This window comes from Caballeronia sp. BR00000012568055 (assembly GCF_029439455.1).
GTDB lineage: Bacteria > Pseudomonadota > Gammaproteobacteria > Burkholderiales > Burkholderiaceae > Caballeronia.
In genome coordinates, this window is sequence record NZ_JAQFVG010000357.1 from 136691 (window position 1) to 160101 (window position 23411).

The 23411-nt window shown below is 62.2% G+C and carries 29 protein-coding genes; 13 read left to right on the top strand and 16 right to left on the bottom strand.

Annotated elements, in window-relative coordinates; translation table 11 throughout:
- Nucleotides 1–52: 52 nt before the first annotated feature.
- Nucleotides 53–529 (top strand): glycine zipper 2TM domain-containing protein, encoded by a 477-nt coding sequence (locus tag P7F28_RS31580; protein WP_277189255.1) that lies wholly within the window; start codon nucleotides 53–55, stop codon nucleotides 527–529.
- On the opposite strand, the gene P7F28_RS31585 is transcribed toward P7F28_RS31580, so the two are convergent.
- Nucleotides 510–707 (bottom strand): hypothetical protein, encoded by a 198-nt coding sequence (locus tag P7F28_RS31585; protein WP_277189207.1) that lies wholly within the window; start codon nucleotides 705–707, stop codon nucleotides 510–512. The two genes, P7F28_RS31580 and P7F28_RS31585, sit on opposite strands and share 20 nt — an antisense overlap.
- Before the next feature lie 181 nt (nucleotides 708–888).
- Nucleotides 889–1092, bottom strand: a complete 204-nt coding sequence (locus P7F28_RS31590; protein WP_306806100.1) for an AbrB family transcriptional regulator — start codon at nucleotides 1090–1092, stop codon at nucleotides 889–891.
- Between the two features lie 112 nt (nucleotides 1093–1204).
- Here P7F28_RS31590 and P7F28_RS31595 point away from each other — a divergent pair, with 112 nt between their 5' ends.
- On the top strand, nucleotides 1205–2266 hold the full coding sequence (locus tag P7F28_RS31595; RefSeq protein ID WP_277189208.1) for a polysaccharide pyruvyl transferase family protein: 1062 nt from the start codon (nucleotides 1205–1207) through the stop codon (nucleotides 2264–2266).
- A 13-nt stretch (nucleotides 2267–2279) separates the two neighbouring features.
- Entirely contained in the window at nucleotides 2280–2759 is a 480-nt protein-coding gene (locus tag P7F28_RS31600; protein WP_277189209.1) for a L,D-transpeptidase, read from the top strand.
- Here the strand turns inward: P7F28_RS31600 and P7F28_RS31605 are convergent.
- Nucleotides 2756–3625, bottom strand: a complete 870-nt coding sequence (locus tag P7F28_RS31605) for a LysR family transcriptional regulator (protein ID WP_277189210.1) — start codon at nucleotides 3623–3625, stop codon at nucleotides 2756–2758. The two genes, P7F28_RS31600 and P7F28_RS31605, sit on opposite strands and share 4 nt — an antisense overlap.
- A gap of 91 nt (nucleotides 3626–3716) precedes the next feature.
- Here P7F28_RS31605 and P7F28_RS31610 point away from each other — a divergent pair, with 91 nt between their 5' ends.
- The 3 genes from P7F28_RS31610 (at nucleotide 3717) to P7F28_RS31620 (ending at nucleotide 6475) form a co-directional block, all read left to right on the top strand.
- Entirely contained in the window at nucleotides 3717–5255 is a 1539-nt protein-coding gene (locus tag P7F28_RS31610; RefSeq protein ID WP_277189211.1) for an MFS transporter, read from the top strand.
- A gap of 83 nt (nucleotides 5256–5338) precedes the next feature.
- Nucleotides 5339–5728 (top strand): potassium channel family protein, encoded by a 390-nt coding sequence (locus P7F28_RS31615; RefSeq protein ID WP_277189212.1) that lies wholly within the window; start codon nucleotides 5339–5341, stop codon nucleotides 5726–5728.
- A gap of 63 nt (nucleotides 5729–5791) precedes the next feature.
- Nucleotides 5792–6475 carry an SDR family oxidoreductase gene (locus P7F28_RS31620; RefSeq protein WP_277189213.1) on the top strand — a complete coding sequence of 228 codons (684 nt, stop codon included), beginning with the start codon at nucleotides 5792–5794 and terminating at the stop codon, nucleotides 6473–6475.
- 23 nt (nucleotides 6476–6498) lie between these two features.
- Here P7F28_RS31620 and P7F28_RS31625 read toward each other — a convergent pair whose 3' ends face one another.
- The 10 genes from P7F28_RS31625 to P7F28_RS31670 all read right to left on the bottom strand — a co-directional run bounded on the left by P7F28_RS31625 (nucleotide 6499) and on the right by P7F28_RS31670 (nucleotide 15904).
- Entirely contained in the window at nucleotides 6499–7539 is a 1041-nt protein-coding gene (locus P7F28_RS31625) for a sensor domain-containing diguanylate cyclase (protein WP_277189214.1), read from the bottom strand.
- Nucleotides 7540–7919: 380 nt separating this feature from the next.
- On the bottom strand, nucleotides 7920–9149 hold the full coding sequence (locus P7F28_RS31630; RefSeq protein WP_277189215.1) for a cyclopropane-fatty-acyl-phospholipid synthase family protein: 1230 nt from the start codon (nucleotides 9147–9149) through the stop codon (nucleotides 7920–7922).
- Nucleotides 9146–9931: a DUF1365 domain-containing protein gene (locus tag P7F28_RS31635; protein WP_277189216.1), complete on the bottom strand. Its 786-nt coding sequence runs from the start codon at nucleotides 9929–9931 to the stop codon at nucleotides 9146–9148. Before P7F28_RS31635 ends, P7F28_RS31630 begins: the two co-directional genes overlap by 4 nt.
- Entirely contained in the window at nucleotides 9928–11202 is a 1275-nt protein-coding gene (locus P7F28_RS31640; protein ID WP_277189257.1) for an NAD(P)/FAD-dependent oxidoreductase, read from the bottom strand. The genes P7F28_RS31635 and P7F28_RS31640 overlap by 4 nt, the downstream gene beginning before the upstream one ends.
- Before the next feature lie 113 nt (nucleotides 11203–11315).
- Nucleotides 11316–11915: a lipocalin family protein gene (locus tag P7F28_RS31645; RefSeq protein WP_277189217.1), complete on the bottom strand. Its 600-nt coding sequence runs from the start codon at nucleotides 11913–11915 to the stop codon at nucleotides 11316–11318.
- On the bottom strand, nucleotides 11912–12991 hold the full coding sequence (locus P7F28_RS31650) for a cyclopropane-fatty-acyl-phospholipid synthase family protein (RefSeq protein ID WP_277189218.1): 1080 nt from the start codon (nucleotides 12989–12991) through the stop codon (nucleotides 11912–11914). The genes P7F28_RS31645 and P7F28_RS31650 overlap by 4 nt, the downstream gene beginning before the upstream one ends.
- Entirely contained in the window at nucleotides 12988–13767 is a 780-nt protein-coding gene (locus tag P7F28_RS31655; protein ID WP_277189219.1) for a DUF1295 domain-containing protein, read from the bottom strand. Before P7F28_RS31655 ends, P7F28_RS31650 begins: the two co-directional genes overlap by 4 nt.
- Before the next feature lie 192 nt (nucleotides 13768–13959).
- Nucleotides 13960–14682, bottom strand: coding sequence for an anti-sigma factor domain-containing protein (locus tag P7F28_RS31660; protein WP_277189220.1), 723 nt, complete (start codon nucleotides 14680–14682; stop codon nucleotides 13960–13962).
- A complete protein-coding gene (locus P7F28_RS31665; RefSeq protein WP_277189221.1) occupies nucleotides 14679–15284 on the bottom strand; it encodes a sigma-70 family RNA polymerase sigma factor in 606 nt (201 codons plus the stop codon). Before P7F28_RS31665 ends, P7F28_RS31660 begins: the two co-directional genes overlap by 4 nt.
- 176 nt (nucleotides 15285–15460) lie before the next feature.
- A complete protein-coding gene (locus P7F28_RS31670) occupies nucleotides 15461–15904 on the bottom strand; it encodes an SET domain-containing protein (protein WP_277189222.1) in 444 nt (147 codons plus the stop codon).
- 129 nt (nucleotides 15905–16033) lie between these two features.
- On the opposite strand from P7F28_RS31670, the gene P7F28_RS31675 reads away from it, so the two are divergent.
- A complete protein-coding gene (locus P7F28_RS31675; protein ID WP_277189223.1) occupies nucleotides 16034–16210 on the top strand; it encodes a hypothetical protein in 177 nt (58 codons plus the stop codon).
- A gap of 6 nt (nucleotides 16211–16216) precedes the next feature.
- Here P7F28_RS31675 and cobF read toward each other — a convergent pair whose 3' ends face one another.
- Nucleotides 16217–16984, bottom strand: a complete 768-nt coding sequence (cobF, locus tag P7F28_RS31680; protein ID WP_277189224.1) for a precorrin-6A synthase (deacetylating) — start codon at nucleotides 16982–16984, stop codon at nucleotides 16217–16219.
- A 129-nt stretch (nucleotides 16985–17113) separates the two neighbouring features.
- On the opposite strand from cobF, the gene P7F28_RS31685 reads away from it, so the two are divergent.
- Nucleotides 17114–17404: a hypothetical protein gene (locus P7F28_RS31685; RefSeq protein WP_277189225.1), complete on the top strand. Its 291-nt coding sequence runs from the start codon at nucleotides 17114–17116 to the stop codon at nucleotides 17402–17404.
- 18 nt (nucleotides 17405–17422) lie between these two features.
- On the opposite strand, the gene P7F28_RS31690 is transcribed toward P7F28_RS31685, so the two are convergent.
- Nucleotides 17423–18334, bottom strand: coding sequence for a LysR family transcriptional regulator (locus P7F28_RS31690; RefSeq protein ID WP_277189226.1), 912 nt, complete (start codon nucleotides 18332–18334; stop codon nucleotides 17423–17425).
- Nucleotides 18335–18463: 129 nt separating this feature from the next.
- Between P7F28_RS31690 and P7F28_RS31695 the strand changes: the two genes are divergently transcribed.
- The 5 genes from P7F28_RS31695 (at nucleotide 18464) to P7F28_RS31715 (ending at nucleotide 22951) form a co-directional block, all read left to right on the top strand.
- Nucleotides 18464–19381 (top strand): hydroxymethylglutaryl-CoA lyase, encoded by a 918-nt coding sequence (locus P7F28_RS31695; RefSeq protein ID WP_277189227.1) that lies wholly within the window; start codon nucleotides 18464–18466, stop codon nucleotides 19379–19381.
- 16 nt (nucleotides 19382–19397) lie between these two features.
- Entirely contained in the window at nucleotides 19398–20546 is a 1149-nt protein-coding gene (locus P7F28_RS31700) for a CaiB/BaiF CoA-transferase family protein (protein WP_277189228.1), read from the top strand.
- A 73-nt stretch (nucleotides 20547–20619) separates the two neighbouring features.
- Nucleotides 20620–22059 (top strand): MFS transporter, encoded by a 1440-nt coding sequence (locus P7F28_RS31705; RefSeq protein WP_277189229.1) that lies wholly within the window; start codon nucleotides 20620–20622, stop codon nucleotides 22057–22059.
- Between the two features lie 177 nt (nucleotides 22060–22236).
- Nucleotides 22237–22626, top strand: a complete 390-nt coding sequence (locus tag P7F28_RS31710) for a hypothetical protein (RefSeq protein WP_277189231.1) — start codon at nucleotides 22237–22239, stop codon at nucleotides 22624–22626.
- A 25-nt stretch (nucleotides 22627–22651) separates the two neighbouring features.
- A complete protein-coding gene (locus P7F28_RS31715; RefSeq protein WP_277189232.1) occupies nucleotides 22652–22951 on the top strand; it encodes a hypothetical protein in 300 nt (99 codons plus the stop codon).
- 13 nt (nucleotides 22952–22964) lie between these two features.
- Here the strand turns inward: P7F28_RS31715 and P7F28_RS31720 are convergent, their stop codons facing one another.
- Nucleotides 22965–23255, bottom strand: coding sequence for a hypothetical protein (locus P7F28_RS31720; RefSeq protein WP_277189233.1), 291 nt, complete (start codon nucleotides 23253–23255; stop codon nucleotides 22965–22967).
- Nucleotides 23256–23411 lie beyond the last annotated feature (156 nt).

Here is a 23411-nt window from a genome sequence, read left to right on the forward strand (position 1 = left end):
GAATACGATGCATGCATATCGAATCACCTACACGTAATCGAATGAGGAGCGAATCATGAACAAGTCCATCATCGCGGTATGCGCACTGGCCACCGTCTGCACGGTCGGCATGAGCGGTTGCGCCAGCATGGGCAATTCCGCCGATATCTACAGCGGCATGCAGACGCAGCGCGAACAAACCGTGCGCATGGCGACCGTGGAAAGCGTGCGCCCCGTGACGATCGATAACGACGGCTCTTCCGTGCCCTTCGGCGCGCTTGGTGGCGGCGCGCTCGGCGCGGTCGCGGGCAGTGCGATCGGCGGCGGACGCGGATCGATTCTGACTGGCATCATCGGCGGTATTGCGGGCGCGGTGGCGGGTAACGAAGTGCAGGGCAGGATGGATCGGCATAACGGATTGGAAATTACCGTGCGTCTGGCTAATGGCGATCTTCGCGCCATCACGCAAGCGGACGACGGGCAAATGTTCTATGCAGGGCAGCAAGTGCGCTTGCTGTCGAGCGGCGGTATCACGCGTGTGACGGTTTGATTTCCCTGCCATAAGCGGCATAAGCGGCATAAGCGGCATAAGCGGCATAAGCGGCATAAGCGGCATAAGCGGCATAAGCGGCCTCGTGCAATCGCACGAGGCCGTTTTTATTTGCATAACAAAAGAACGCGCCGAATGGCGCGTTCTGTCGTTCCTTCAAAAGATCCAAAACATTCAATACGCACCCGCCATCGGCAACAACAGATACGGCAGCAGTTCTTCATACGTCGGCTCGACTTCCTCTTCTTGCGTGGAAGCATCGGCATCAACAGGTTCGGCTTCGATCTTCATTTTCCCCTCCGTCATTCAACGTGTAAGGGAAGTGTGATCGGCGAGAATTAGACTTTAGTGAGGCGAGATCAGCGTTCTTCGCGCTTGGTTTCGTCGTTCTGAGCGTATTGTTCAAGCGTAGGCGCGGGCGTGCGACGCAACGAGCGAATGCGCAGTTCGTCGCCTACGCGCTCGATCTCGACTTCTCGTTCCGTGTCCGGAAAGCCGAATTCGACGGGAACGCGAACGGCTATGGTGTTGCCGTTGCGGAATGTGCGGGTGATCATCTTCATGTCGGTATCCTGAGTTGCGATGCCGCTTAACTTACCGAGTCGCGTGTCGATTTGATAGAACCATTCGACATGCTTATTGAAGGGCCACTTGATGCGGACGATGCGGACTCGAATGCTGATTCTCTTCGGCGCGTTCGATCGACATAGCTTCGGTGACATGTTGTTTGCGCATATTGCGAAGCGTCTGATTCCGAAGCGTTTGATTCGCGATACGCAAACCGTGTTCGCCGGACTGGCGGCGCGCGATCTGCGCGCGTACGGCGGGCACAAAGTCGTTGCGTTGTCGTCTGCACCTAAGGGAGAACGCGTGGCGCTGCTGCACGTCGGCGGCGAAATTTTGACGTGCGGCGCGGAGGAAGCGGCGGTGATGCTTGGCACGCGCCGCGCGTTGCTGGGTACGGATTCGCAAACGCCTTATGTGCTTGGCCGCGAGACGTTCGCGTGTGCATCGTCGATTTGCTTCAACGCGGTTGGCGGCGCGTCGCTCGATCTGAGCGATACGGACTTGCTGAACAAACTCCGCAGTGCCGACCATATCAGCGTCCGCGATTTGCAAACGCATGCAGCGCTCAAAGAAGCAGGCATCGACGCACGCCTGACGCCCGATCCCGCATCGCTGATTACTGAATTGTTCGATGCACGCGCACCCGCCAAGCGCCCTTATATCGCCGTGCAATTCAGCGCGGATTATGGCGACGATGCCACGCTCGAACGCATCGCTTCGCAACTGGATCGAATCGATCAGCATATCGTTCTGTTCCGCGCGGGCGCCGCGCCGTGGCACGACGATATCGACGTGTACAAACGTCTTTTGAAGCACCTGAAGCGCGCCGAAGTCACGCTATTCGATTCGCTGAACATCTGGGACATCAACACGCTGATCGCGAATAGCGAAGCGTATGCAGGCAGCAGTCTGCACGGCCGCATCGTGGCGATGGCGCACGGCATGCCGCGCGCGAACATTCTGCATCCCGAATCGAAAAAACAAAGCGCGTACGTGAAAACGTGGGACGCGTCGCATCCCGCAGGCGTGGTCGAAATCGATGACCTGCAAGCAGCCTTGTACGCATCGATGCAAACGGATCGCAACGAACTCAGACAACAGGCAAGCGAACTGGCGCGGCTGTATCAAGTTAATTTCGCGGAAACGCTCGATGCCTTGTTGCCGAAGTGATAGCGTATTGCTCATGCAAAAAATCCATGTCAGCATTCGCGCCCAAACCCTGACGCTTACCGAAGCCGATGGCAGCACGCGCCGTTATCCCGTTTCCACCGCGCGCAACGGCGTGGGCAATCGCGCGGGCAGTGGCGGCACGCCGCTCGGCTTGCATCGCGTGAGATTGAAGATCGGGGAAAACGCGCCGTATCAAGCCGTGTTCGTCGCGCGCCGCGCAACGGGCGAAGTCTTCGGTCCGGAACTTGCCGCGCGCGAGCCGGAGCGCGACTGGATGCTCTCGCGCATCATGCTGCTGCAAGGCATGGAACGCGGCGTGAATCGCGGCGGCGACGTGGATACGTTACGCAGACGCGTCTACATTCACGGCACGATGGACGAGCATCTGATCGGCACGCCGGTTTCGTTCGGCTGCGTGCGCATGAACAACGCGGACATCATCGATTTATTCGATCGCGTGCAGAACGGCATCGCGGTGCAAATAGACAACTAACTCGCGCTGAATTCGAGAAACGCCCGCACCGCAGGCGCTTTTTCGAATCGCCGATACAACATCGCGACTTCCGACGCCACCGGCCGTCCCGCGATCTCGCGATATTCCACGCCCGGCACCGCAACGCATTGCGCGAGCGAACGCGGCACGATCGACACATCGCCGCCGAGCGATACATGCGCGAGCACGGCCGCCAGCGTCCCCGGCTGCCCGACGATATTCGGCGTAAAACGCCCGCGCCGCGCCACTTCCAGCGTGCCCGATTCCTGCTCCGGCACCACGAACGACTGCCCGCGCAACTGCGCCGGCGTAATCGTCTCCGATGCGCACAACGCCGAATCCGCCGGCAACGCGACGATAAACGCATCGCGATGCACCGTGCGCGCCGCGATGCCTTCTGGCTGCGGCACCGGCGGCCGCACATACGCGATATCGATACGCCCTTCGGCCAGCAACGCGCCCGCCTCCCGCATCACGATTTCGCCGATCCCAATCTCCACACGCGGAAACTTCGCGCGAAACTCGCGCACCGTCGCCTGCAACACGCCCGAATAGACCGCCGACCCGACATAACCGATCTCGATGCGCCCAAGCTCGCCACGCTCCGCAAGCGCCGCCCGTTCCGCGCCGCGCGTCAGATGATCGAGCGCGGCGCTCGCTTCGCTCAGGTACGCGACGCCCGCCGCCGTCAGCGCCACCGACCGCTTGGTCCGATGAAACATGCGCGCGCCGAGCAGCCGCTCCGCTTCCTGAATTTGCCGCGTCAATGCGGGCGGCGCGATACCAAGTTCTTCCGCCGCGCGCGAAAAGTGCAGATGCTTCGCGACGCTCAACACGCATCGCACATGACGAAGTTCGACTGACATATCGGTATTGATGAAATTGGCAATTATTCAGCGATTCTATGTCAATGACAGAGAACACACGCGCCGCTAGCATCGACCGATCTGTCCGCTCATGTTCAATGCCATGTCGAATGCCATTTCAGAGCGCTTCGTGCTGCTGACCTGTTCGGCCACCTGCGCGCTCATCACGCTCGATACCAACGTCGTCGCGGTCGCGCTGCCGTCCATCGCGCGCGATTTCCACGCCGGTTTCGCCGATGTCGAATGGGTCGTGAGCGCGTATATGGTCGCGTTCGCCGCGTGTCTGCTGCCCGCGGGCGCGCTCGCGGATCGCTTCGGGCGCAGGCGCATGCTGATCGCGGGACTGGCGGCGTTTCTGCTCGCATCGCTTGGATGCGGGCTGGCGCCGTCAGCGATGGCCTTGAATATCGCGCGGGCGGCGAAGGGCGTGGGCGCGGCGATGTTGCTGACTTCCGCGCTCGCGATCATCGCCAATACGTTCCACGAGGGCGAAGCAAGGGCGCGCGCGTGGGCCGTGTGGGGCACGTGCATGGGTGTATCGACGACGATCGCGCCGTTGGTCGGCGGAGTCATCACGCAATGGTTCGGCTGGCGCTGGATCTTCCTGATGAATCTGCCGATCTGCACGGTGCTTGCGTGGTGCGCGTGGCGCGGCATCCGCGAATCGCGCAATCCGCATGCGGGACCGGTCGATTTTCTCGGCAGCGCGACATTCGCCGCCGCGCTCGCGCTCGGCATCTGGGCCTTGATCGGCACGCAGGCGCTCGGCTGGGCGGACTGGCGCACGGAACTCAGACTCGCGTCGAGCGCCGCGCTGCTCGCGCTCTTCGTGCGCATACAAAACCAGCGCGCTCATCCGATGATCGATCTCGCGTTATTTCGCCAGCCGCGCTTCGTCGCCGCCGTACTGGCGATGTTCGGTTACGCCGCGTGCGCGCAAGTGATGATGACCTTCCTGCCGCTGTACTTGCAGAACGCGTTCGGCTTGCCTGCGGTGCGCGCGGGCATCGGCATGTTGCCGTTCGCGATCGCGATGATCGTCGGTCCGCATATCGGCGCGGCGGCATCGAAGCGCGTGCCGGGCATGTTGCTGCTGAGCGTGGGACTGGCGACCATCGGTATCGGCAATCTGTTGACGGCGTGGTTCGCGGGCATGGCGAATTACGCGTTGATCGCGCTCGGCATGATCGTCACCGGACTCGGCGCGGGCGTGCTCAATGGCGATACGCAAAAAGCCATCATGGCGTGCGTGCCCGCGCATCGCACTGGCATGGCGTCGGGGATCAGCACGACGACGCGCTTTACGGCCATCGTCACGTCGGTCGGCGTGCTCGGCGCGGTGCTCGCCACGCGCACGCAATCGGCGCTGGAAACGTTCGCCGCAAGCGCGCCTGATCTGCGCGGCAAGCTCGATTCCACCTTCCTCTCGCGCGTGCTCGCGGGCGATCTCGCCCACGCCGGCGCGGGCAGCGATGCCGTCGTACATATGGCGCGCGCCGGTTTCGCGGGTGGCTTTTCGGCGGCGCTGGCGGTGGCCGGCGCAGCCGCGATCCTGATCGGCGCGGCGGTGTGGATGCTGTCCGGGCGGCCGTTTGTCAAAGTGTTTGCATCGCCCGACAGGATGGTCTGAGGCGGCCGCAGCAGGACTACCATGGCGTTTTTCCGGCCTGATTCCTTTCGATCCAGCGCCGGCGAACGTTCCGGAGTCCTCGCATGAATACGCCACCTTCAACCCGTCACCTCAGGATCGGCGCGTATCGCACGATGATCGAATTCGCACGCGTCACGCTGCATTTGTTGCCGATCTTCGTTGCCAATATCGCGTGCTTTTTCATCCTCGCCACCGCGATGTTCTTCTACGGCGCGCCCATTTCCACCGTCAATCACTTGCCCGTCACGTACGGCGAAACGGTGTACTTTTGCGGCGTCACGGGCCTGACCATCGGCTACGGCGATATCGTCGCGACCACGCCAGCCGGACGACTTATCGTGCTGATGCTCGGCTTTCTCGGCATTCTCATGACCGGATTGGTCACGTCCGTGTCCGTGCTCGCGGTGCAGCGCGCGGCGGCGCATGCCGGATGGACCGAACGCGGAAACTGACATCGGCGTGTGCGCGGCTTATGCTTGTCGCGTCCGCATACGAATGAAAACGGAGTCGAGACCATGCACACGCTGGAAGGAATGACGGTCGCCATCACGGGCGGCTTCGGCAATCTCGGGCTGGCGGCGGCGCGCGTGCTGGCCGATCGCGGCGCGCATATCGCGCTGATCGGGCATAGCGGGAAGGCGGACGTGATGCCGGAAGCGCTCGCCGTGACCGGCATCGATTTGAGCGATGAACACGCCGCGAAAAAAGCCATCGATTCGATCGCCGCGCAGTTCGGCGGACTGAACGCGCTGGTGAATATCGCGGGCGCGTTCCGGTGGGAGACCATCGGCGAAGGTCAGGCGCAAACCTGGCAAACCCTGTTCGATATCAACGTGAAAACGGCGCTGAACGCATCGAAAGCGGCGCTCGGGCATTTGAGCGATGGCGGGCGTATCGTCAATGTCGGCGCGCTCGCCGCGTTCAAGGCGGGCGCGGGAATGGGCGCGTACGCGGCATCGAAAGCCGCATTGTTGCGCATGACCGAAGCGCTCGCGGAAGAGTTGAAGGAGCGTGGCGTGACGGTGAACGCGGTGCTGCCTTCGATCATCGACACGCCCGCGAATCGCGCCGATATGCCCGACGCCGATTTCACGCGCTGGGTGAAGCCGGAGGAAATCGGCGCGGTGATCGCCTTCCTGCTCTCGCGCGATGCGCAGTGCATCACCGGCGCGTCGATCCCGATTGCGGGACGCGTATAACGTGACTGGCGCGACTAGCGCGACTAGCGCGACTGCGCCTTGAAGCCGACGCCGCCCATGCCCGCGCGATCCACCGTCGCGATCCGGTTACGGCCGTTTTCCTTCGCCTGGTACAACTGCGCGTCGGTCAGATTGATAAACGTCGTCACGTCGATACTGCCATTCGGTACTACCGTGCCCACGCCAAAGCTCGCCGTCACGCGCTGCTGATGCGGCGAGCGCACGTGCGCGATGGCTTCATCGGCGATAAGCGCGCGGCAGCGTTCGGCCACGCGCATGGCGGATTCGGCGTCGGTATCCGGGAACACGAGCACGAACTCTTCGCCACCGAAGCGGCCGAGAAACGCGTCTTCGCCCGCTGCATCCGCGAGCACGCGCGCGATGCTTTTCAGGCATTCATCGCCCTGCAAGTGGCCGTAGTAATCGTTGTAGGACTTGAAAAAGTCGATATCGATCATGACCAGCGAGAGCGGCTTGCCCGATTCCTTCGCCGCGTTCCACTCGCGCGTCATGACCGCATCGAACATGCGGCGATTGCCGACGCCGGTAAGACTGTCGGACAGCGAAAGCCGTTCGAGTTCCGCTTGCAGTTGCGCGAGCTTTTCTTCGGTGCGCTTACGTTCGCTGATATCGAACATAAAGCCGATCAGCGAATCCACGTCGCCATTCTCTTTGCGCACCACGTGCACAACATCGCGAATCCATACGTAACCGCCGCTCGCCGTCAGCGCGCGATAGTCGGCTTCGTGATCCGTGCCCGCTTGCGATTGCGACACGCAGAAGTTGACCACCGCTTCGCGATCGTCGGGATGCATGCGGTCGGCCCAGTCCTGAACCGTCTTCCATGACGACGGCACAAACCCGAGCAGACTTTCGATCTGCGGTCCGATATACGCAAACTCCATCGTCGCCCAGTCGATTTTCCACGGAATCGCCTTGGTCGATTCGAGCAGCGTGCGATAGACGGCGTGATCGTCCTCGCCCAGCGCGTGATCGGCGGGCGCGAGCGAGTCTTCGTGACGGAGAAAAGCGGCTTGCAGGGTGCTGCGGGCGGGCTGGGTCATCGGGGCGCGGGCTGGAGGGAACCTGCATGTGTTATCGGCAGATTCGCGCGGTTCTTGATGTCGTGACCGCCGTGCGGGCATGCGGCGAATTTGCGGCCCATTTCAAGCACATTTTGGTGTCCGAATCACACGCAATCTGCACTTTGAAATCAAAATAACAACGTGAATGAAAATCGTTCTATCGTTGCAACGAACAAAACAATAATGCTATTAACTGAATCAGTGGAGAATAAAATTTTAAAAAATGCGGAAAAATGTGTCTGATTGGCGGTCGGGTACATATAATAAATAACACCGGCGTTCCCGCCACAAAGCGTCGGTCTCGGCCGTCTCGCGCGAATGAAGGCGCGCGAGACGGCTTTTTTTGCAGTCAATTTTTTCTATGCGTGCTTTTGGTCCAAAAAACACGCTTTAACGATGAAGTGCCGGACGTCGGTTCGCGCTTCGTCGAAGCCCGCTTCGCAATACGCCAGATATAGCCGCCAGGTGCGCACGAAGGTTTCATCGAAACCCTGAGCGCGGATTTCTTCGATTCGCGCTTCGAACGCGCGCCGCCAGTGCGAGAGCGTGCGCGCGTAGTCCATGCCGAACGCCAGCGTCGATTCGGCTTCGAAACCCGCACGCCGCGCCGCGCGCACGAATCGTTCAGGACTCGGCAACATGCCGCCGGGGAACACGTACTCGCGTATGAAATCGCTCGACGCGCGATACGCCGCAAAACGCGCATTGTCGATGGTGATGGACTGCACCAGCGCCCGCGCGCCCGGCGCGAGACATCGGCGCAGCGCGCGAAAGTACAGCGGCCAGAACGCTTCGCCCACGGCCTCGAACATTTCGATGGAAACGATCGCGTCGTACTGGCCGTGCAGATCGCGATAGTCGCGCAGTTCGATATCGGCGAATGTGCTCAAGCCTTCGCGTTCCACGCGCGCGGCGGCAAACGCGCGCTGCGCCTGCGATACCGTCACGCCGTGCACATAAATCCCGAGCCGCGCCGCATGACACGCGAAGCCGCCCCAGCCGCAGCCGATTTCCAGCACACGCATGCCCGCGCGCAAACCGAGCGTATCGACGATGTGCTGATACTTGCGCGCCTGCGCCGCTTCGAGCGAAAGCGTCGTGTCACCATCGAATAAAGCGCTCGAATAGGTCCATGTCGGATCGAGCCACAGCGCATAAAACGCGTTGCCGATGTCGTAATGCGCGTGAATATTGCGCCGGCTGCCCGCGCGCGAATTCGGCCGCAGCCGATGCCGCAGGTTATGCCAGCATTGCGCGATCACACCGCCCGTCACGGTGCGCTGCACACGCGCTTCGTTGCGCATCGCCAGACGCAGCACGGCGGCGGCATCGGGCGTATCGAGCCATTGATTGCGATACGCCTCGCCGAAACCGATATCGCCCGAACGCAGAATCGCGCGGCAGGCGCGCCAGTCGAGAATATGCAGACGCGCGGCGGGCTGCATCAGCGGATCGCCGAAGACGCATTGCGCGCCGTCCGGCATTACGAGCGTGAGATGCCCGACCTGAATGCGTCGGAGCAGTCGAAAAAACAGCCGCGCCGACAGCGGCATGTCGCCGGGCGCGTACAGCGAGCGCAGCAAATTCATGGTCGAGCCTCATCGTTCAATTCGTTGGTTTTTGCCCGCGCTTCGGACGGAGGAGTTTTGCCGTAAAACGGCACGCACTTGAGCCATAGCCGCAGCGCCTGCCAGTGAATGCGCACGATCACGCCTGCTGCGAGCATCGGCTGCTGCATCAAGGTGCGGCAGGCGTGCGCGAAGGTCAGCGGACGCGCTTTCAGGCCGATCGCGGTGCGGGTCAGCAGGCCGTCTTCATCGCGATAATCGATCGATACCGACAGCCGCGCGCCATGACGCCGCACGCGAAACGCGTAGTCGCCGGTGACATCGCAAAAGGGCGACACGTGCAGCGTCTTGCGGCAGGTGAGCGTGGTGTCGTCGTCGATCGGCGCGTGATCCGGCGCGCTCAGCAAGTACCCGCGATGCGCGCCGAAGGTATTGCGCACGTCCGCGTACAGCGCGCGCAACGCGCCCGCGCGATCGTGGCAGAGCCAGAAACTGACCGGATTGAACGCGTAGCCGAACACGCGCGGAATGGTCAGCAAACGGATTTCGCCATCGGCGGGAATATTCGATTCGGCCAGCCGCGCGCGCATCCACGGTTCGAGCGCGCTGCCGTCGCGCGGACCGTAATCGCGTGTCGAAAGCCCAAGCAGCCGCGTCCGGTTTATGCCAAACCACGCGCGCGGCAAGTCATCGAAACGCGCGATATCGCAGGACACGAAGCACACCGGATACTCGAAGCGATGCGCCGCCGGGCGCAGGCGTTCATGCATCACGCGGCCCGTCATCAGGAGCGCGCTCGTCATAGCGTCGCCCACTTCGGCGCGATGCCGAAATCGCGCGCCACGCGCAGCGCCGACTTCAGGCCGTCTTCGTGGAAGCCGTAGCCGGTCCATGCGCCCGCGAACCACGTGCGGCGTGCGCCTTGAATCGCGGGCAGGCGTTGCTGCGCATCGATGGCGGCGAGGTCGAGCAGCGGATGTTCGTATCGATAACGCCCGAGTTGCTTGTCGGGCGCGGGTTCATCGACGGGATTGAGCGTCACGATGATCGGGGTATCGAAGGGAAGCGGCTGGAGTTGGTTGATCAGATAGCTGACGCAAACCGGTCCGGCATGCTTCGCGCCGAGGTAATTCCACGCCGACCACACGCGGCGGCGGCGCGGCAGCAACGCGCGATCCGTATGCAGCACCGCGATGTTCTCCTGATAGCGCACGGCGGAGAGCAACGCGCGTTCTTCATCGGTGGCGTCGTCTAAAAGGCGCAAGCTTGTGGGCGCGTGCGTGGCGAGCACGAGAGCGTCGAAGCGTTCGGGACCAGCTCGATCGGTGATGACGGTGACGCCGTTTTCATCGCGACGAATGCCGCGCACAGGCGATTGCGTGCGCACGTCTTCAAGCGTCGCGGCGATGCGCTGCACATACTCGCGCGCGCCGCCCGCGACGGTTCTCCACGGCGGCCGGTTATTCACCTGCAAAAGCGCGTGATTGAGACAGAAGCGCAAAAACGTCGCAGCGGGAAAACGCAGCACATCGTTGGCCGCGCTGGACCAGATCGCGGCGGCCATCGGCAGAAGATAGTGACGTTGAAACGGCACGCCGTATCCGCGTTCGATCAGCAGTTCACCCACCGTGCAGCGATTGCCCAGCGCTTCTTCCAGATGCCTTTCCGCCGATGCATTGAATCGCAAAATATCCCGCAACATGCCGATGAACGTCGGCGAAAACAGATTGCGGCGCTGCGCGAAAACCGTGTTCAGATTGGTGCCCGCCCATTCGAGCCGGCCATCGTCGAGCGACACCGAAAACGACATATCCGTACGATGCGCGCGCACGCCAAGCTCATCGAACAAAGCGATGAGATTGGGATACGTACGGTCGTTGAAGACGAGAAAGCCGGTATCGACGGGATGCGTGACGCCATCGACCTGAACGTCGACGGTATTCGTGTGACCGCCAAGCCGATCGGCAGCTTCGAACAACGTGACATCGTGCTCGCGCGCCAGCAGATACGCGCTCGCGAGACCGGCGATTCCCGCGCCGATCACCGCGATTCGTTGCCTTCCTCGTTGCGCCATCGGTTCCATGCGATGTGGTCTCCTCGCGCCTGTGGGCCGCGGCGCGTGGCTTTCAAGATGCGTGGCGGGTATCAGCCGATACGAGCGGTATCGGCGAACGGATGCAACAAAAGCTATTCACGCTGGCCGGGACTCGCAAAACCCGGCTGACCGATCTGCTCCGGCGACTGCGGCACGCGACGGAAACGCGTGGTGTCGTAGCCCATCGCATCGAGACGGGCGAGCAGCGCGTGATAGGTGTCGTCGCTCATCATCGGGTCGCGCGCGAAGATCCAGCCGAGCTTCTTGTTCGGATAGCCGAGAATCGTGTAGCGATAGTCCGGATCGACCCATAGCGTCATCTGCATCACGTGAACGGGCCAGAAAAGCTGCACGCTCCATTCGCCGCCACCGCTGCCGGGCTTCACCGTATCGAGAAATTGATGATGCGTTTCCGGCTGGTCGAAGCCTTTCTTGCGGCCGAAGAACTCATCGTCGATCTTGCCGTCGGCGCGCAAAGTCCACTCCGCGCGGCTCGCGACGAAATCGCGTTCGGCGAAGTACGGGATATTCGCGATCACGTACCAGCGGCCCATGTAGCGAGGCAAATCGACGGGCACGCTTTGCAGCGGCACATCGGCGCGCGGATTCGGATTCGGCGGACCATTGCTGCAACTCGCCGCCACCACGACGACGCCAGCCGCAACCACCGCAATGACGAGCGCGCGTCTCATGCTTTCTCCTTGTGTTTGTCGAAAAGATAGTGAGCGACGCCCCACTCGCCGCCGCGCCGATACCCGAACAATTCGCCGACGGCCATGTAGAACATGCGCCAGCGATTGAACCAGATTGACGCGGCGTCGCCGTAGACGTGCGTGAGCATCGGCATGATGCGCGGGCGCGCGGCATCGAGCGATTGCAGCCAGTGCTCTGCGGTGCGCGCGTAGTGCGTGCCGTCGATCCACCATTGGCGCGAGACTTTCAGATCGTCCTGAAAGCGCAGCAGCAAGGAGGCGGACGGCATGGTGCCGCCGGTGAAGAAGTAGCGCGACATCCAGTCGCCGCTGTCCTTCGCCGCGAAGTGATACGCCAGCGTTTCGTGTGCAAAAAGATGGACGAAGAGCTTGCCGTCGTCATCGAGCCAGCGCGCGATCTTGGCGAGCAGCAAGCCGTAGTTCTTCATATGCTCGAACATTTCGATCGAGAGAATGCGGTCGAACGGGCGTGTCGCTGCATCGAATTCGAAATCGACGATATTGCCCGTCACCACGCGCAAATTCGAAGGCGCACGCGATTCGATAAACGCGCGCTGCCCGTGCGAATTCGATAGCGCCACGACTTCCGATCGCGGATAGCGCCGCGCGATCCACAGCGCCAGCGATCCCCAGCCGCAGCCGAGATCGAGCACGCGCTGACCGTCTTCGAGTTGTGCGCGTTCGGCATAGAGTGCGAGCATCGCGTCTTCGGCCTGCGCGAGCGTTTCGTCGCCGCGTGGATACAACGCGCACGAATACTTCAGTTGCGGGCCGAGATGCGCTTCGAAGAACGCGCCGGGCAACTCGTAGTGCTGCGCGTTCGCCGCCTGCGTTTCGATGGCGATCGGACTCGCGCGCAACTCCGCGACGAGCGCGTCGAAAGCCTGCGTGTGGCGGGCGATGTCATCAACGTGTTCGTCGCGCAGGCGCTGGCGGATCAGCGTGCGCATGCCGACGCGCACGAGCGCATCGGGCAACAGGCCGCGTTCACACAGGCGGATGATGGCGCTTTCGTCGCGCGAGGGCATCGCGTGGAGCTGCGTGGCGGTGGTCATATGCGTCTCGGTGGCCAGGGAATCAGCGGACTCGTGGTGCGCATGTAGTCGCGATAACCATCGCGTGTATCGGCCATGCGCGCTTCCAGCAGCGGAATACCGGATACCTTCAGCAGCAGCCACGCCATCAGAACGGGCGGCGCGAGCGTGAGCCAGCCGAACGGCAGCGCAATCGACAACACCGTGTAAGCGACCCAATGCACGCACTCAAAGAAGTAATTCGGATGCCGCGAATAACGCCAAAAGCCATCGCGACAGACCTTGCCGCGATGCGCGGGATTCGCCGCAAAGCGTTTGAGTTGCCGATCCGCAAGCGCTTCACCGCCGACCGCAATCAGCCAGACGATGACGCCCGCGACAATGGCGAGCGGACTGGCAGGTTTATCGGCATAAGCGGGGACGAGGAACGCGAGGGCGAGCAGGATCGAAATGAAAGCTTGTAGCTGGAAGAACCAGAACATATTGCGGGCAGCGTCCTTGCCCCAGCGCTCGCGGAAGGCGTGATAGCGCGGATCTTCTGGTTTGCCGTGATTGCGCCGCCACAAATGCAGCGCCAGCCGCGCGCCCCACACGATGCCGCCCAGCGCCACAAACACGCGATTGACCGTCGCGCCGGTTCCGCACAACGCGACCACGCACGCCGCCGCCCCGAGCGATGCAGCCCAGACCGGATCGACCATACCGGCGTTTTTGGAGCGCAACTGCCAGAGCCACGCTGCGGCGAACACCAGCACGAAGCCGATTACGACGATGGCGAGAGTGACGAGTAAGGGCATGCGTAGACGTCCGTGGATTGGTCTGTCTATCGCAATACGGATGCCGCGCCGCGTCAGATGCAAACGGACGCACTATTTTTAGGGCGAACGGAAAATGGACGTCCTGGACAGACGTGGCTTTGCAGCTTCGGGAATAGGCCGGAGAGAAACAGCGCGGGCGCATGCAAAAACTGCACACGCCCGCACGTTATGTCATGCCGCGTGCATCTCGCCGGTGGCGATGACCGGTCCGGTCGGCTGGCCGGTCGGCGATCCACCCGTCGGTTCGATCGATACCGCGAGCGTCGCTTGTGCATTGAGGCGCGCCATGATGTCCGGCGGCAGCTGCATCGTCGCGGATTCGATCGCGGGGAACACGCCGAGCGCGATCGGCTTCTCGTTCGGCACGATCAGCCAAAGTTCGGTGGCGCGATCGGCGGCGAGCGTGGCGGGCACGGCAGGCACCACGACCATCCGCGAATTGCGCACATCGACGGTGGCGGTCCAGTGCGCGACGCCGTCCTTTCTTGCAATGGTCGCGACCATGTAGGTGCTTGGTGCGGCGGCGGTTTGCACTGGCTGCTGGCGCATGTACACCAGGTTCACGCCTAGCAGGACCAATGCGGCGACACTCGCGCCGACCGCGAGCCAGCGCCACAGATTGAGGCTATCCCACACGCTCTTGCGCGCGGGCGCAGCATCGGTCGAAAGGAAACCGATATCCCGCACGATGCGCGTCCACACCCGCGCGGGCGGATCGACGGCGCGCACATCCAGCGCCAGCGGCGCCAGCCGCCGATGCCACGCGTCCAGCATGCGCTGCAAGGCCGGATCGCGTTCGATATCGCGTTCCAGCGCGGCGCGTTCGGACGCATCGAGCACGCCGAGCGCGTATTCGGCGCAACGCAGATCGTCGTCTTGAGCGGGCGTGTTCATTGTTCGAGGCAGGTCTTCAACTGCATGAGACTGCGGCGGATCCAGCTCTTCATGGTGCCGAGCGGGACGGCGAGACGCTGCGCCAGTTCGTTATACGTGGCGCCGGTGAAGAAGGCTTCACGCACGGCGCGGCCTTGCTGCGGTTCCAGACGTTCGAGACATTTTTCGAGTCGAAGGCGCTCTTCGTTCGATTCCGCGGCGGCGGCGGGCGTCGGCGCTTCATCGGCGACTTCGGGCGTTTCGTCGTCGCCCAGCAATTCTTCGCGATGCTGACGCATGCGGTCGATCGTGCGATTTCGGCCTAACGTGATGAGCCACGTGATGGCGCTGCCGCGTTCGGGATCGAAGGTATCGGCGCGACGCCAGGCGGTGGCGTAGACCTCTTGCAGAATGTCTTCGGCTTCACCGCGATCGTGCATCATCCGCACGATCACGCCGAATACACGCGATGACGTCGCGCGATACAGCTCGGCAAAGGCTTGCTGATCGCCGCGCGCCACGCGCGTGAGCATCTCGTTCAGACGCTCGCGGCGCTGCCGGTCGGCGTCGGAGGAATCACCTGAACTACTACCTGAGCTGCTACCTGAGATCGGTTCCGTCATGGGCAGGAGAGGGCGTGAATACGTGCCGCAATATAACATCGCGCCACGCTGCCGCCGTGCAATGCCGGAAACGGAGAAACAAGCGGACTGCGCCATCGTCGATATCCCTGACGGGAAGCATGATTACGTCAGGCAATACGGAAGACGACGCGTGCGGGATGCACGTTATCGAAAGATCAGCGACGGCTGTACAACATGGTCCCGCGACAGGCATCCGCGAGGCAGCGGCAGGCGTAGAGGCGCTTCATGGCGGCGGTGCGGCGTCCATCGACTGTCAAACGGTAGTCGATGAACAATTCCTGACCTTTTTCGATTGACCGTATCGCGCGGATGAACACGCGTTCGCCGTCCTGTTCCGCTTCGCAATTGGGCGCGCAACTGTGATTGAGCCAGCGCGCGGAATTACCGCCGCGCGCGCCGTCGATCACGCTGCCGTCATCGAGACCGAAGAGAAAGGTGTGACCGTCTTCCGCGCCCGAACGCGCGTGGATTCGCTGCGCTTCGCGCCACGATACGCGCTGTCCCTTGTATTCGAGCAACATGATGCCGGCGGGCAGATCCGCCAGGGCAAATACGCCCCGGCCATGAACGGGCGATGTGCGGACAGTGATTCGGCGCATGGTGGCGATTCGCTAAGAGAGAACGAGAGAGTTTGAAGCTGAGCGCGGCCATCGTTATGATGATGCCGTCATAAATCGCTGTCACGCCCAATGCCCGCAGTTTCCACCCGCACACGCACCGAACGCAACATGAAGCGCAAGCCGTTACGCGGCACGCTGGCGCGGTATCGTAACCGTATCGTCGAAGTGTTGGGAGAGGCGCGCGGACAACGCGTGATGATCCGCTCGATTCATGACGATGGCATCGAGCGGAAGACGGCGGTGAAGTGGGGGAATTTGCGGGTGTTGGAGGGTGGGTTGTTTTAATTGGCTTTAGCTTTGACTCTGTCGCCGCTTCAACAAATACGTATCCATCATCCACCCTTCACGGTCCCGCGCCTCCGCCCGCACGCGCTCGATCTCATCAGCCACGTCGCTCAGTTTGCCGGACACGAGAATCTCGTCCGGCGTGCCCACATACGCGCCCCAGTAAATATCCACGTCCTCGTCGATGACATGCCGGAACGCGTTCTGCGCATCCAGCATCACCACCACGCTATCCACGTTCGATGGAAACCCCTGCGCGATGCCGCGTCCATTGGTGATCGTCACCGACTTGCCGATCGCGTTCAGCGCGATGCGATGTTTCGCCGCCAGCGCCTGCACGCTGCTGATGCCCGGAATCACCTCGTACTCGAACGCATGCCGCCCGCTCTGCGCGATGCTCGCGACAATGCGCATCGTGCTGTCGTACAGCGATGGATCGCCCCAGACGAGGAACGCGCCGCATTCGCCATCGGCGAGTGCATCGGCGATCAGGTGTTCGAAGATATCCTGCTTGTCGCGATTGAGCTGCTCGACCGCGCCGAGATAACTGTCGCCATCGGGACGGCGCTCGGGACTCGTCGCTTCGACAATCCGGTAGTCGCTGTTCTCGACATATCGCTCGATGATCTCGCGGCGCAATTCGATCAGCTTCGCCTTCGCTTCGCCCTTGTCCATCACGAAGAAAACATCGACCTGATTCAGCGCCTTCACGGCCTGCATGGTCACGTAATCGGGATTGCCGGCTCCGATGCCAATAATTAGGATGCGTTTCATAAGCGCGCTGAGCGAAATAAGCCAAAACAGGGAAGAAGTCTAACCGCATCGTCTCCTCATTTTCTGCTCATTCTCGCGTCGCAAAATGGCTTCATCGAACGAACGACGAAGCGGATCAAGGAGAAAGCGATGAACACGATCAAGAAAATCATGGTGGCCGTGGCGCTGAGCGCCGGTGTGGTGACGGTGGCGCAGGCGCATCCGTTTTTCAGCGTGGGCGTGGTCGGCGGTCCGGTGTTTCCGATCGACTCGGCTGGACAAAGCGCGCCGCCGCTGCCGGTGTATCCGCAGGCGTCCGATTCCGGTCCCGCGCCGCTGCCGACCGATGCGCCGCCCGTGAAGTACGCGGAGCCCGCCATCGCTAATTTCGAAACGATTCTGGGCCACGGCAACGACGCCGCCGCGCAACTGGATTACTAAGCAGCAGGGCTTCTCGCGCTAATCGGCCTTCGTAACCGCCCGTTGACGCAAATGCTCGACGAGCCGTTGCGCGGCGGGTTGCAAGTTATCGAAGTCCCGAAAGCACACGACAAAGCGCCGCTGCGCCCATTCATCCGTCAGCGGCACGATGCCGATTCCCAGCGCCTGCCGATACGTCGCGGCCACTTCCATCGGTACGACGCTGACGCCCAGATCCGCCGCAACCACGCGAAACGCCGCATCGAAACTCGATACGATCACGCGATACGACATCGTCTTGCCCGCCTGCGCGGCGGCGCGTTGCAACATCGTGTGCACAGCCGTTGCGGGCGGCAGTCCGACGTGTTCGTAATCGAGCGATTCCTCGAAGCTCACGCGCCGCCGCCGCGCCAGCGGATGCGTCGAATGCACCGCCAGCGCCAGCCGGTCCCGCCGATACGGCCGATGCTGCAAGCCGCGCAAATCCACGCTGTCCCAGCAGACGCCGACCGACGCCACGCCTTCGCGCAGTTGCCGCACGAGATCCTGCGACAGCCGTTCTTCGACATCGACCTTGATGTTCTGATTCGACGGCTCGCGCATGAACGAGGCGATATCGTCGAGCAGCGCTTCCGCAATCGCCGATGCCGACGCGCAAATGCTCACGCGTCCCTTCAGCCCGCCGCCGAACGCCGCCACGTCGCTGGCGATGCGCTCCATCGTAAAGAGCACGCTGCGCGCGTGTTCGAGCAGCGCGAGTCCGGCGGCGGTCGGCTCGACGCCGCGCCGCGAACGCGCCAGCAGCGGCACGCCCAGCGATGTCTCCAATTGCGCGATGCGCTTGCTGATCGCCGAGGGTTCGATATGCGCTTCCTGCGCCGCCCGCGCGATGTTCTGATGCTCGCAAACCGTCACGTATAAACGCAGCGTCTTCAGGTCGATATCGCGCACTGTTGCGTCTCCATGGTGTCGAGCGGGTCGAGCCGTTCCGAACCGGAATGTCTGGCCTTCCAAAATACCGCTTTTCCGGTGCAAACGGAATGTCTAGAGTCGAACCAAACAAGACTCGGAGACAACCCCATGAACGCCGTAATCCGCGAAGTCGGCTTGCGCGACGGCCTGCAAAGCATCCAGTCGATTCTGCCGACCGCGCAGAAAATCGAATGGATTCGCGATGCGTACGCGGCAGGTCAACGCGAGATCGAAGTCGGTTCCTTCGTGCCCGCGCGCCTGTTGCCGCAACTCGCCGATACCGCCGAACTCGTCGCCTATGCCAAAACGCTGCCGGGCCTGCAAGTTTCGGTGCTGGTGCCGAATCTGAAGGGCGCGGAGCGGGCCATCGAAACGAAAGCGGATTTGATGCTGGTGCCGCTGTCCGCGAGCCGCGCGCATAGCCTGGCGAATCTGCGCAAAACGCCCGAAGCAGTCGTCGATGAAGTCGCGAAAATGCGCGCCGCCCGCGATGCCTCCGGCGCGAAGACGCTGATCGAAGGCGGCATCGGCACGGCGTTCGGCTGCACGATTCAGGGCCGCGTCGATCACGCCGATGTGCTGCGCTACATGCAGGCGCTGCTCGATGCGGGCGCGGATCGCGTGAGCATCGCGGATACCGTCGGTTACGCGGGGCCTTCCGCCGTGCGCGCGTTGTTCGACGCGGCCCGCAAGATCGCCGGCGAGCGCTTCTGGTGCGGCCATTTCCACGATACGCGCGGCCTCGGGCTCGCCAACGTGCACGCGGCTTTGCAAACCGGCGTCACGCGTTTCGATGCGACGCTCGCGGGTATCGGCGGATGTCCGCATGCGCCGGGCGCGAGCGGCAATGCATCGAGCGAAGACCTCGCGTTCATGCTCGCCGATATGGGCTATGACACCAGCATCGACTTAACGGCGCTGCTCGAACTGCGCGCCAAGCTCGCGCGCTGGCTCGATGGCGAATCGCTGCATGGCGCGCTGGCGCATGCGGGCCTTCCGGTTACTTTCGCGGCACAAAACGTCTGAAGATGAGGATATCGAAATGAATCAGCCTAAGTTGCCGCTCGAAGGCATTCGCGTGATCGAATTCACGCATATGGTGATGGGACCGACCTGCGGCATGATCCTCGCCGATCTCGGCGCGGAAGTGATCAAGATCGAACCGCCCGGCGGCGACCGCACGCGCAATCTGCCGGGACTGGGTATCGGCTTCTTTCGCTCGTTTAATCGCAACAAGAAAAGCGTCGTGCTCGATATCAACACGCCCGAAGGACGCGAGGCGGCGCTCGATCTGATCGGTGAATCGGACGTGCTGCTGGAGAATTTCCGGCCCGGTCTGATGGCGAAACTCGGCCTCGATTACGCGTCGCTCGAAAAGGACAATCCGCGCCTCGTGTATGTGTCGCACAAGGGCTTTTTGCCGGGGCCGTATGAAAAGCGCCTCGCACTCGATGAAGTCGTGCAGATGATGGGCGGCCTCGCGTATATGACCGGACCAGTGGGACGGCCGCTGCGCGCGGGGACATCGGTGAACGACATCATGGGCGGCATGTTCGGCGCAATCGGCGTGCTGGCCGCGCTGCGCGAACGCGATCTCACCGGCCACGGTCAGGAAGTGCAGAGCGCGCTGTTCGAGAACTGCGTGTTCCTCTCCGCCCAGCACATGCAGCAATATTCGATGACACAAGAAGCCCCGCCGCCGATGCCCGCGCGCGTCTCCGCCTGGAGCGTCTACGACGTCTTCACGCTTGCCAACGACGAGCAGCTATTCATCGGCGCCGTCAGCGATCGCCAGTTCGTCACGCTTTGCGATGTGCTTCAACATCCCGATCTTGCCGCCGATCCCGAATTCGCCGATAACGCGTTGCGCGTCGCGGTGCGTCCGAAACTGCTCGCGCGGCTCGGCGCGATTCTCGCGGATCATCGCGTGGAAGAACTTGCGCCGAAGCTCGAAGCGGCGGGCATTCCGTACGCGCCGATCATGCGCCCCGAGCAATTGCTCGACGATCCGCATCTGAAAGCCAGCGGCGGCCTCGTACCGATGCAAACCGACGACGGCACCACCACCGATGTCGTGCTGCTTCCGCTCACGATGGGCGGGCGGCGTCCCGGCGTGCGTCAGCCGCTCGCACGCGTGGGCGAGCATACGGAGGAAGTGCTGAGCAGGATCGGCAAACGCGTTACCGCATAAACCGGCATAACACGATGGCAGGCGCATCCAAAATACAAGCGCCGCCGTTCCTGAAAGACACAGGAGACACAGCATGCAGCCAACCGTCATTGCGGACGCGGAATCGCTCGCGCAGCCGCACATCCGCGTCGCCGACACACCGGGCGCGCACATCTCCGCACGCATGGATCGATTGCCGGTCACGCGGCATCTGTGGATGCTCGTGCTGCTGATATCGCTCGGTGGTTTCTTCGAGATTTACGACCTGATTTTCACGGGTTATATCGCACCGGGCATGGCGAAAAGCGGCCTGTTGCAAACCACCACGCACGCGTTCTTCGGCTTCACGGGGATCGCGGGTTTTATCGCGGCGACGTTTGCGGGCTTGTTTATCGGCACCTTCTTTTTTGGCTGGCTGCCGGATAAATACGGTCGCCGCAGCGTGTTCACCATTTCGTTGCTGTGGTACTCGATCGGCTCCGCGATCATGGCGTTCCAGACCACGCCCGAAGGCGTGATCTTCTGGCGCTTCGTAACCGGCATCGGCGTGGGCGTGGAGATCATCACCATCGATAGCTACGTGACGGAACTCGTGCCGCAGCATATGCGCGGCCGCGCGATGGCCTTCAATCAGATGGTGATGTTCGCCGCCGCGCCCATCGCCGCGATTCTGTCTTACTGGCTGGTGCCAGTGACCGTGTTCGGACTCGATGGATGGCGCATCGTGGTGCTGGCGGGATCGGCGGGTGCGGTGATCGTGTGGTTCATCCGGCGCGCGGTGCCCGAGAGTCCTCGCTGGCTCGCGATGCACGGCAAGCAGGACGAGAGCGAGCGCGTGCTGCGCGAGATCGAAGAGAAGGTGGCGTTCGAATCCGGCAAACCGTTGCCGCCGCCTTTGCCCGTGGTCGAGCAGCCGGTGCAGCGGCGCGCATCGTTCGGAGAGTTGCTTCAGCCGCCGTATCGGTCGCGCTTGCTGATGCTGGTGGTCTTCAACTTCTGTCAGGCGATCGGTTACTACGGCTTCGCGAACTGGGTGCCGACCTTGCTGATCGGTCAGGGCGTGACGGTGACGAAGAGTCTGCTGTATTCGTTCGTGATCGCGTTTGCGCTGCCCATCGGTCCGTTGCTGTCGATGTTCTATGCCGATTGCGTGCAGCGCAAATGGCTGATCGTCGGCGGCGCGCTGGTGGTGATTGCGAGCGGCATCGCGTTTGCGCAGATGCGTTCGCCGGTGGCGCTGATCGCGCTGGGCGTGCTGGTATCGCTCGCGGGACAGACCATTTCGGTGTGCTATCACGCGTATCAGACCGAGCTTTTTCCCACTGCCGTGCGATGCCGGGCGAGCGGTATCGTGTATTCCGCCAGCCGCGCCGGCGCGATGATGTCGGGCTTTATCATCGCGTCGCTGTTGAAGGACTTCGGCGTGCCGGGCGTGTTCGCCGGGATTACGGCGTGCATGCTGGCGGTGGCGCTGACCATCGGATTATTCGGGCCGAAGACCAATGGCTTGCGGCTGGAGGAACTCAATCACTGAGCGCGTTTATGCGTCATGCAAGCTGTCACGCGCCTGGCCTATCATGACTTACGCGCGTGACATATTCGTCTGCGGGAACATCCGTTATGCTCCGCTGCTCTAAGCGGAGCAAACATGGCAACCCGCCCCGATGAATCGACTCCGCGCGCAGCTCTCTCGCGCGCCAGCTTGTGAATCATGATTACGCAACTCAGTGAAGAATGCAGATCGAAACTTTTCCGATTGACGCTGTGCGCGCCCGTCGCGGGCATCGCGTTCGTCATGGCCGATGGCCGCGAGGCGGCATGGCGTATCGGTAAAACGGTGATTTCGGTGCTGCGCAGCGTGCCGATCTACGAAGTCGAAATCCGGCAGATGCACGCATTCGCCGAACTCGTGCAGATGGGTGTAAGCGAAGACGCGGATCTGCGCGTCTTCGAGATCGCGCACGACGATGATCACGTCACGGAATGGACGGCCGCGCCGTACTTCCTCACCAACGATGCCTCGCTGCTCGGCAAATGGGCCGAGCTTCGCGCCGATCTTGCGGCTGTTGCGGCAAGCTCTGCAATCGACCGCGCGAAATAAGCGCTGTTCGGGTACGCGGGATGCTGTGCGTACGAGACTACTCGTGCGGGGTGTCGCGATGATCCGTTCGTACAACCATAAAGGCTTCGTGCTGGAAGTCGCGGTGGAAGCGTCGTTTCGGCTTGTCTCGAAGGCTGCGCCTCAGACGGCGCAGTATCTTGCCGTGGTCACGATCAGCCGTTCAGGACGGCCCGTGACTTCGTTCTCACCGCTGTATGTGGCGCAACGGCGCATCGGCAGTTTCGATACCGCCGAAGACGCGTTGTTGAGCGCGCAATCCGCCGGACAGACCTTCGTCGATGAGTGGATGCAGACGGCGCATTGATACGCGTTGATATTCAGGCGGCGCTGCGGATGTCCGTCGTATCGAGCACTTCATCGAGCGCTGCGAGCTTGCGCTGAAGCGTGGCCACGCGCTGGCTTTGCGATGGCACGAGATCGTAGTCCGCATCGAGCTGCGCGACGCGCATATCCCAATACTTCGCGGGCAATCGGCTTGGATCGATATTGCTTCGTTCGATCACGTTGCCCAGTATCAATTCCAGGTGTTGCAGTTCACGTTCGGCCAGTTGGGCGGGTCGGCGCTGTCGGAACTCGGGATTCACACCTGTCTTTACGTTTTGCTTCATGTCTTGTGTCCTCTTAACGGTGCCCCCATTCGAGCAAGGCTTGTTCCGATCTATCCCGCCAAAGACGTATCAGATGTTTCGAATTGAAACGCGCGTTCGCGGAAAGCCCATGTACAAAGGCGTCAAACGTTTGCTGGACACGGCGAAAAAACGCTG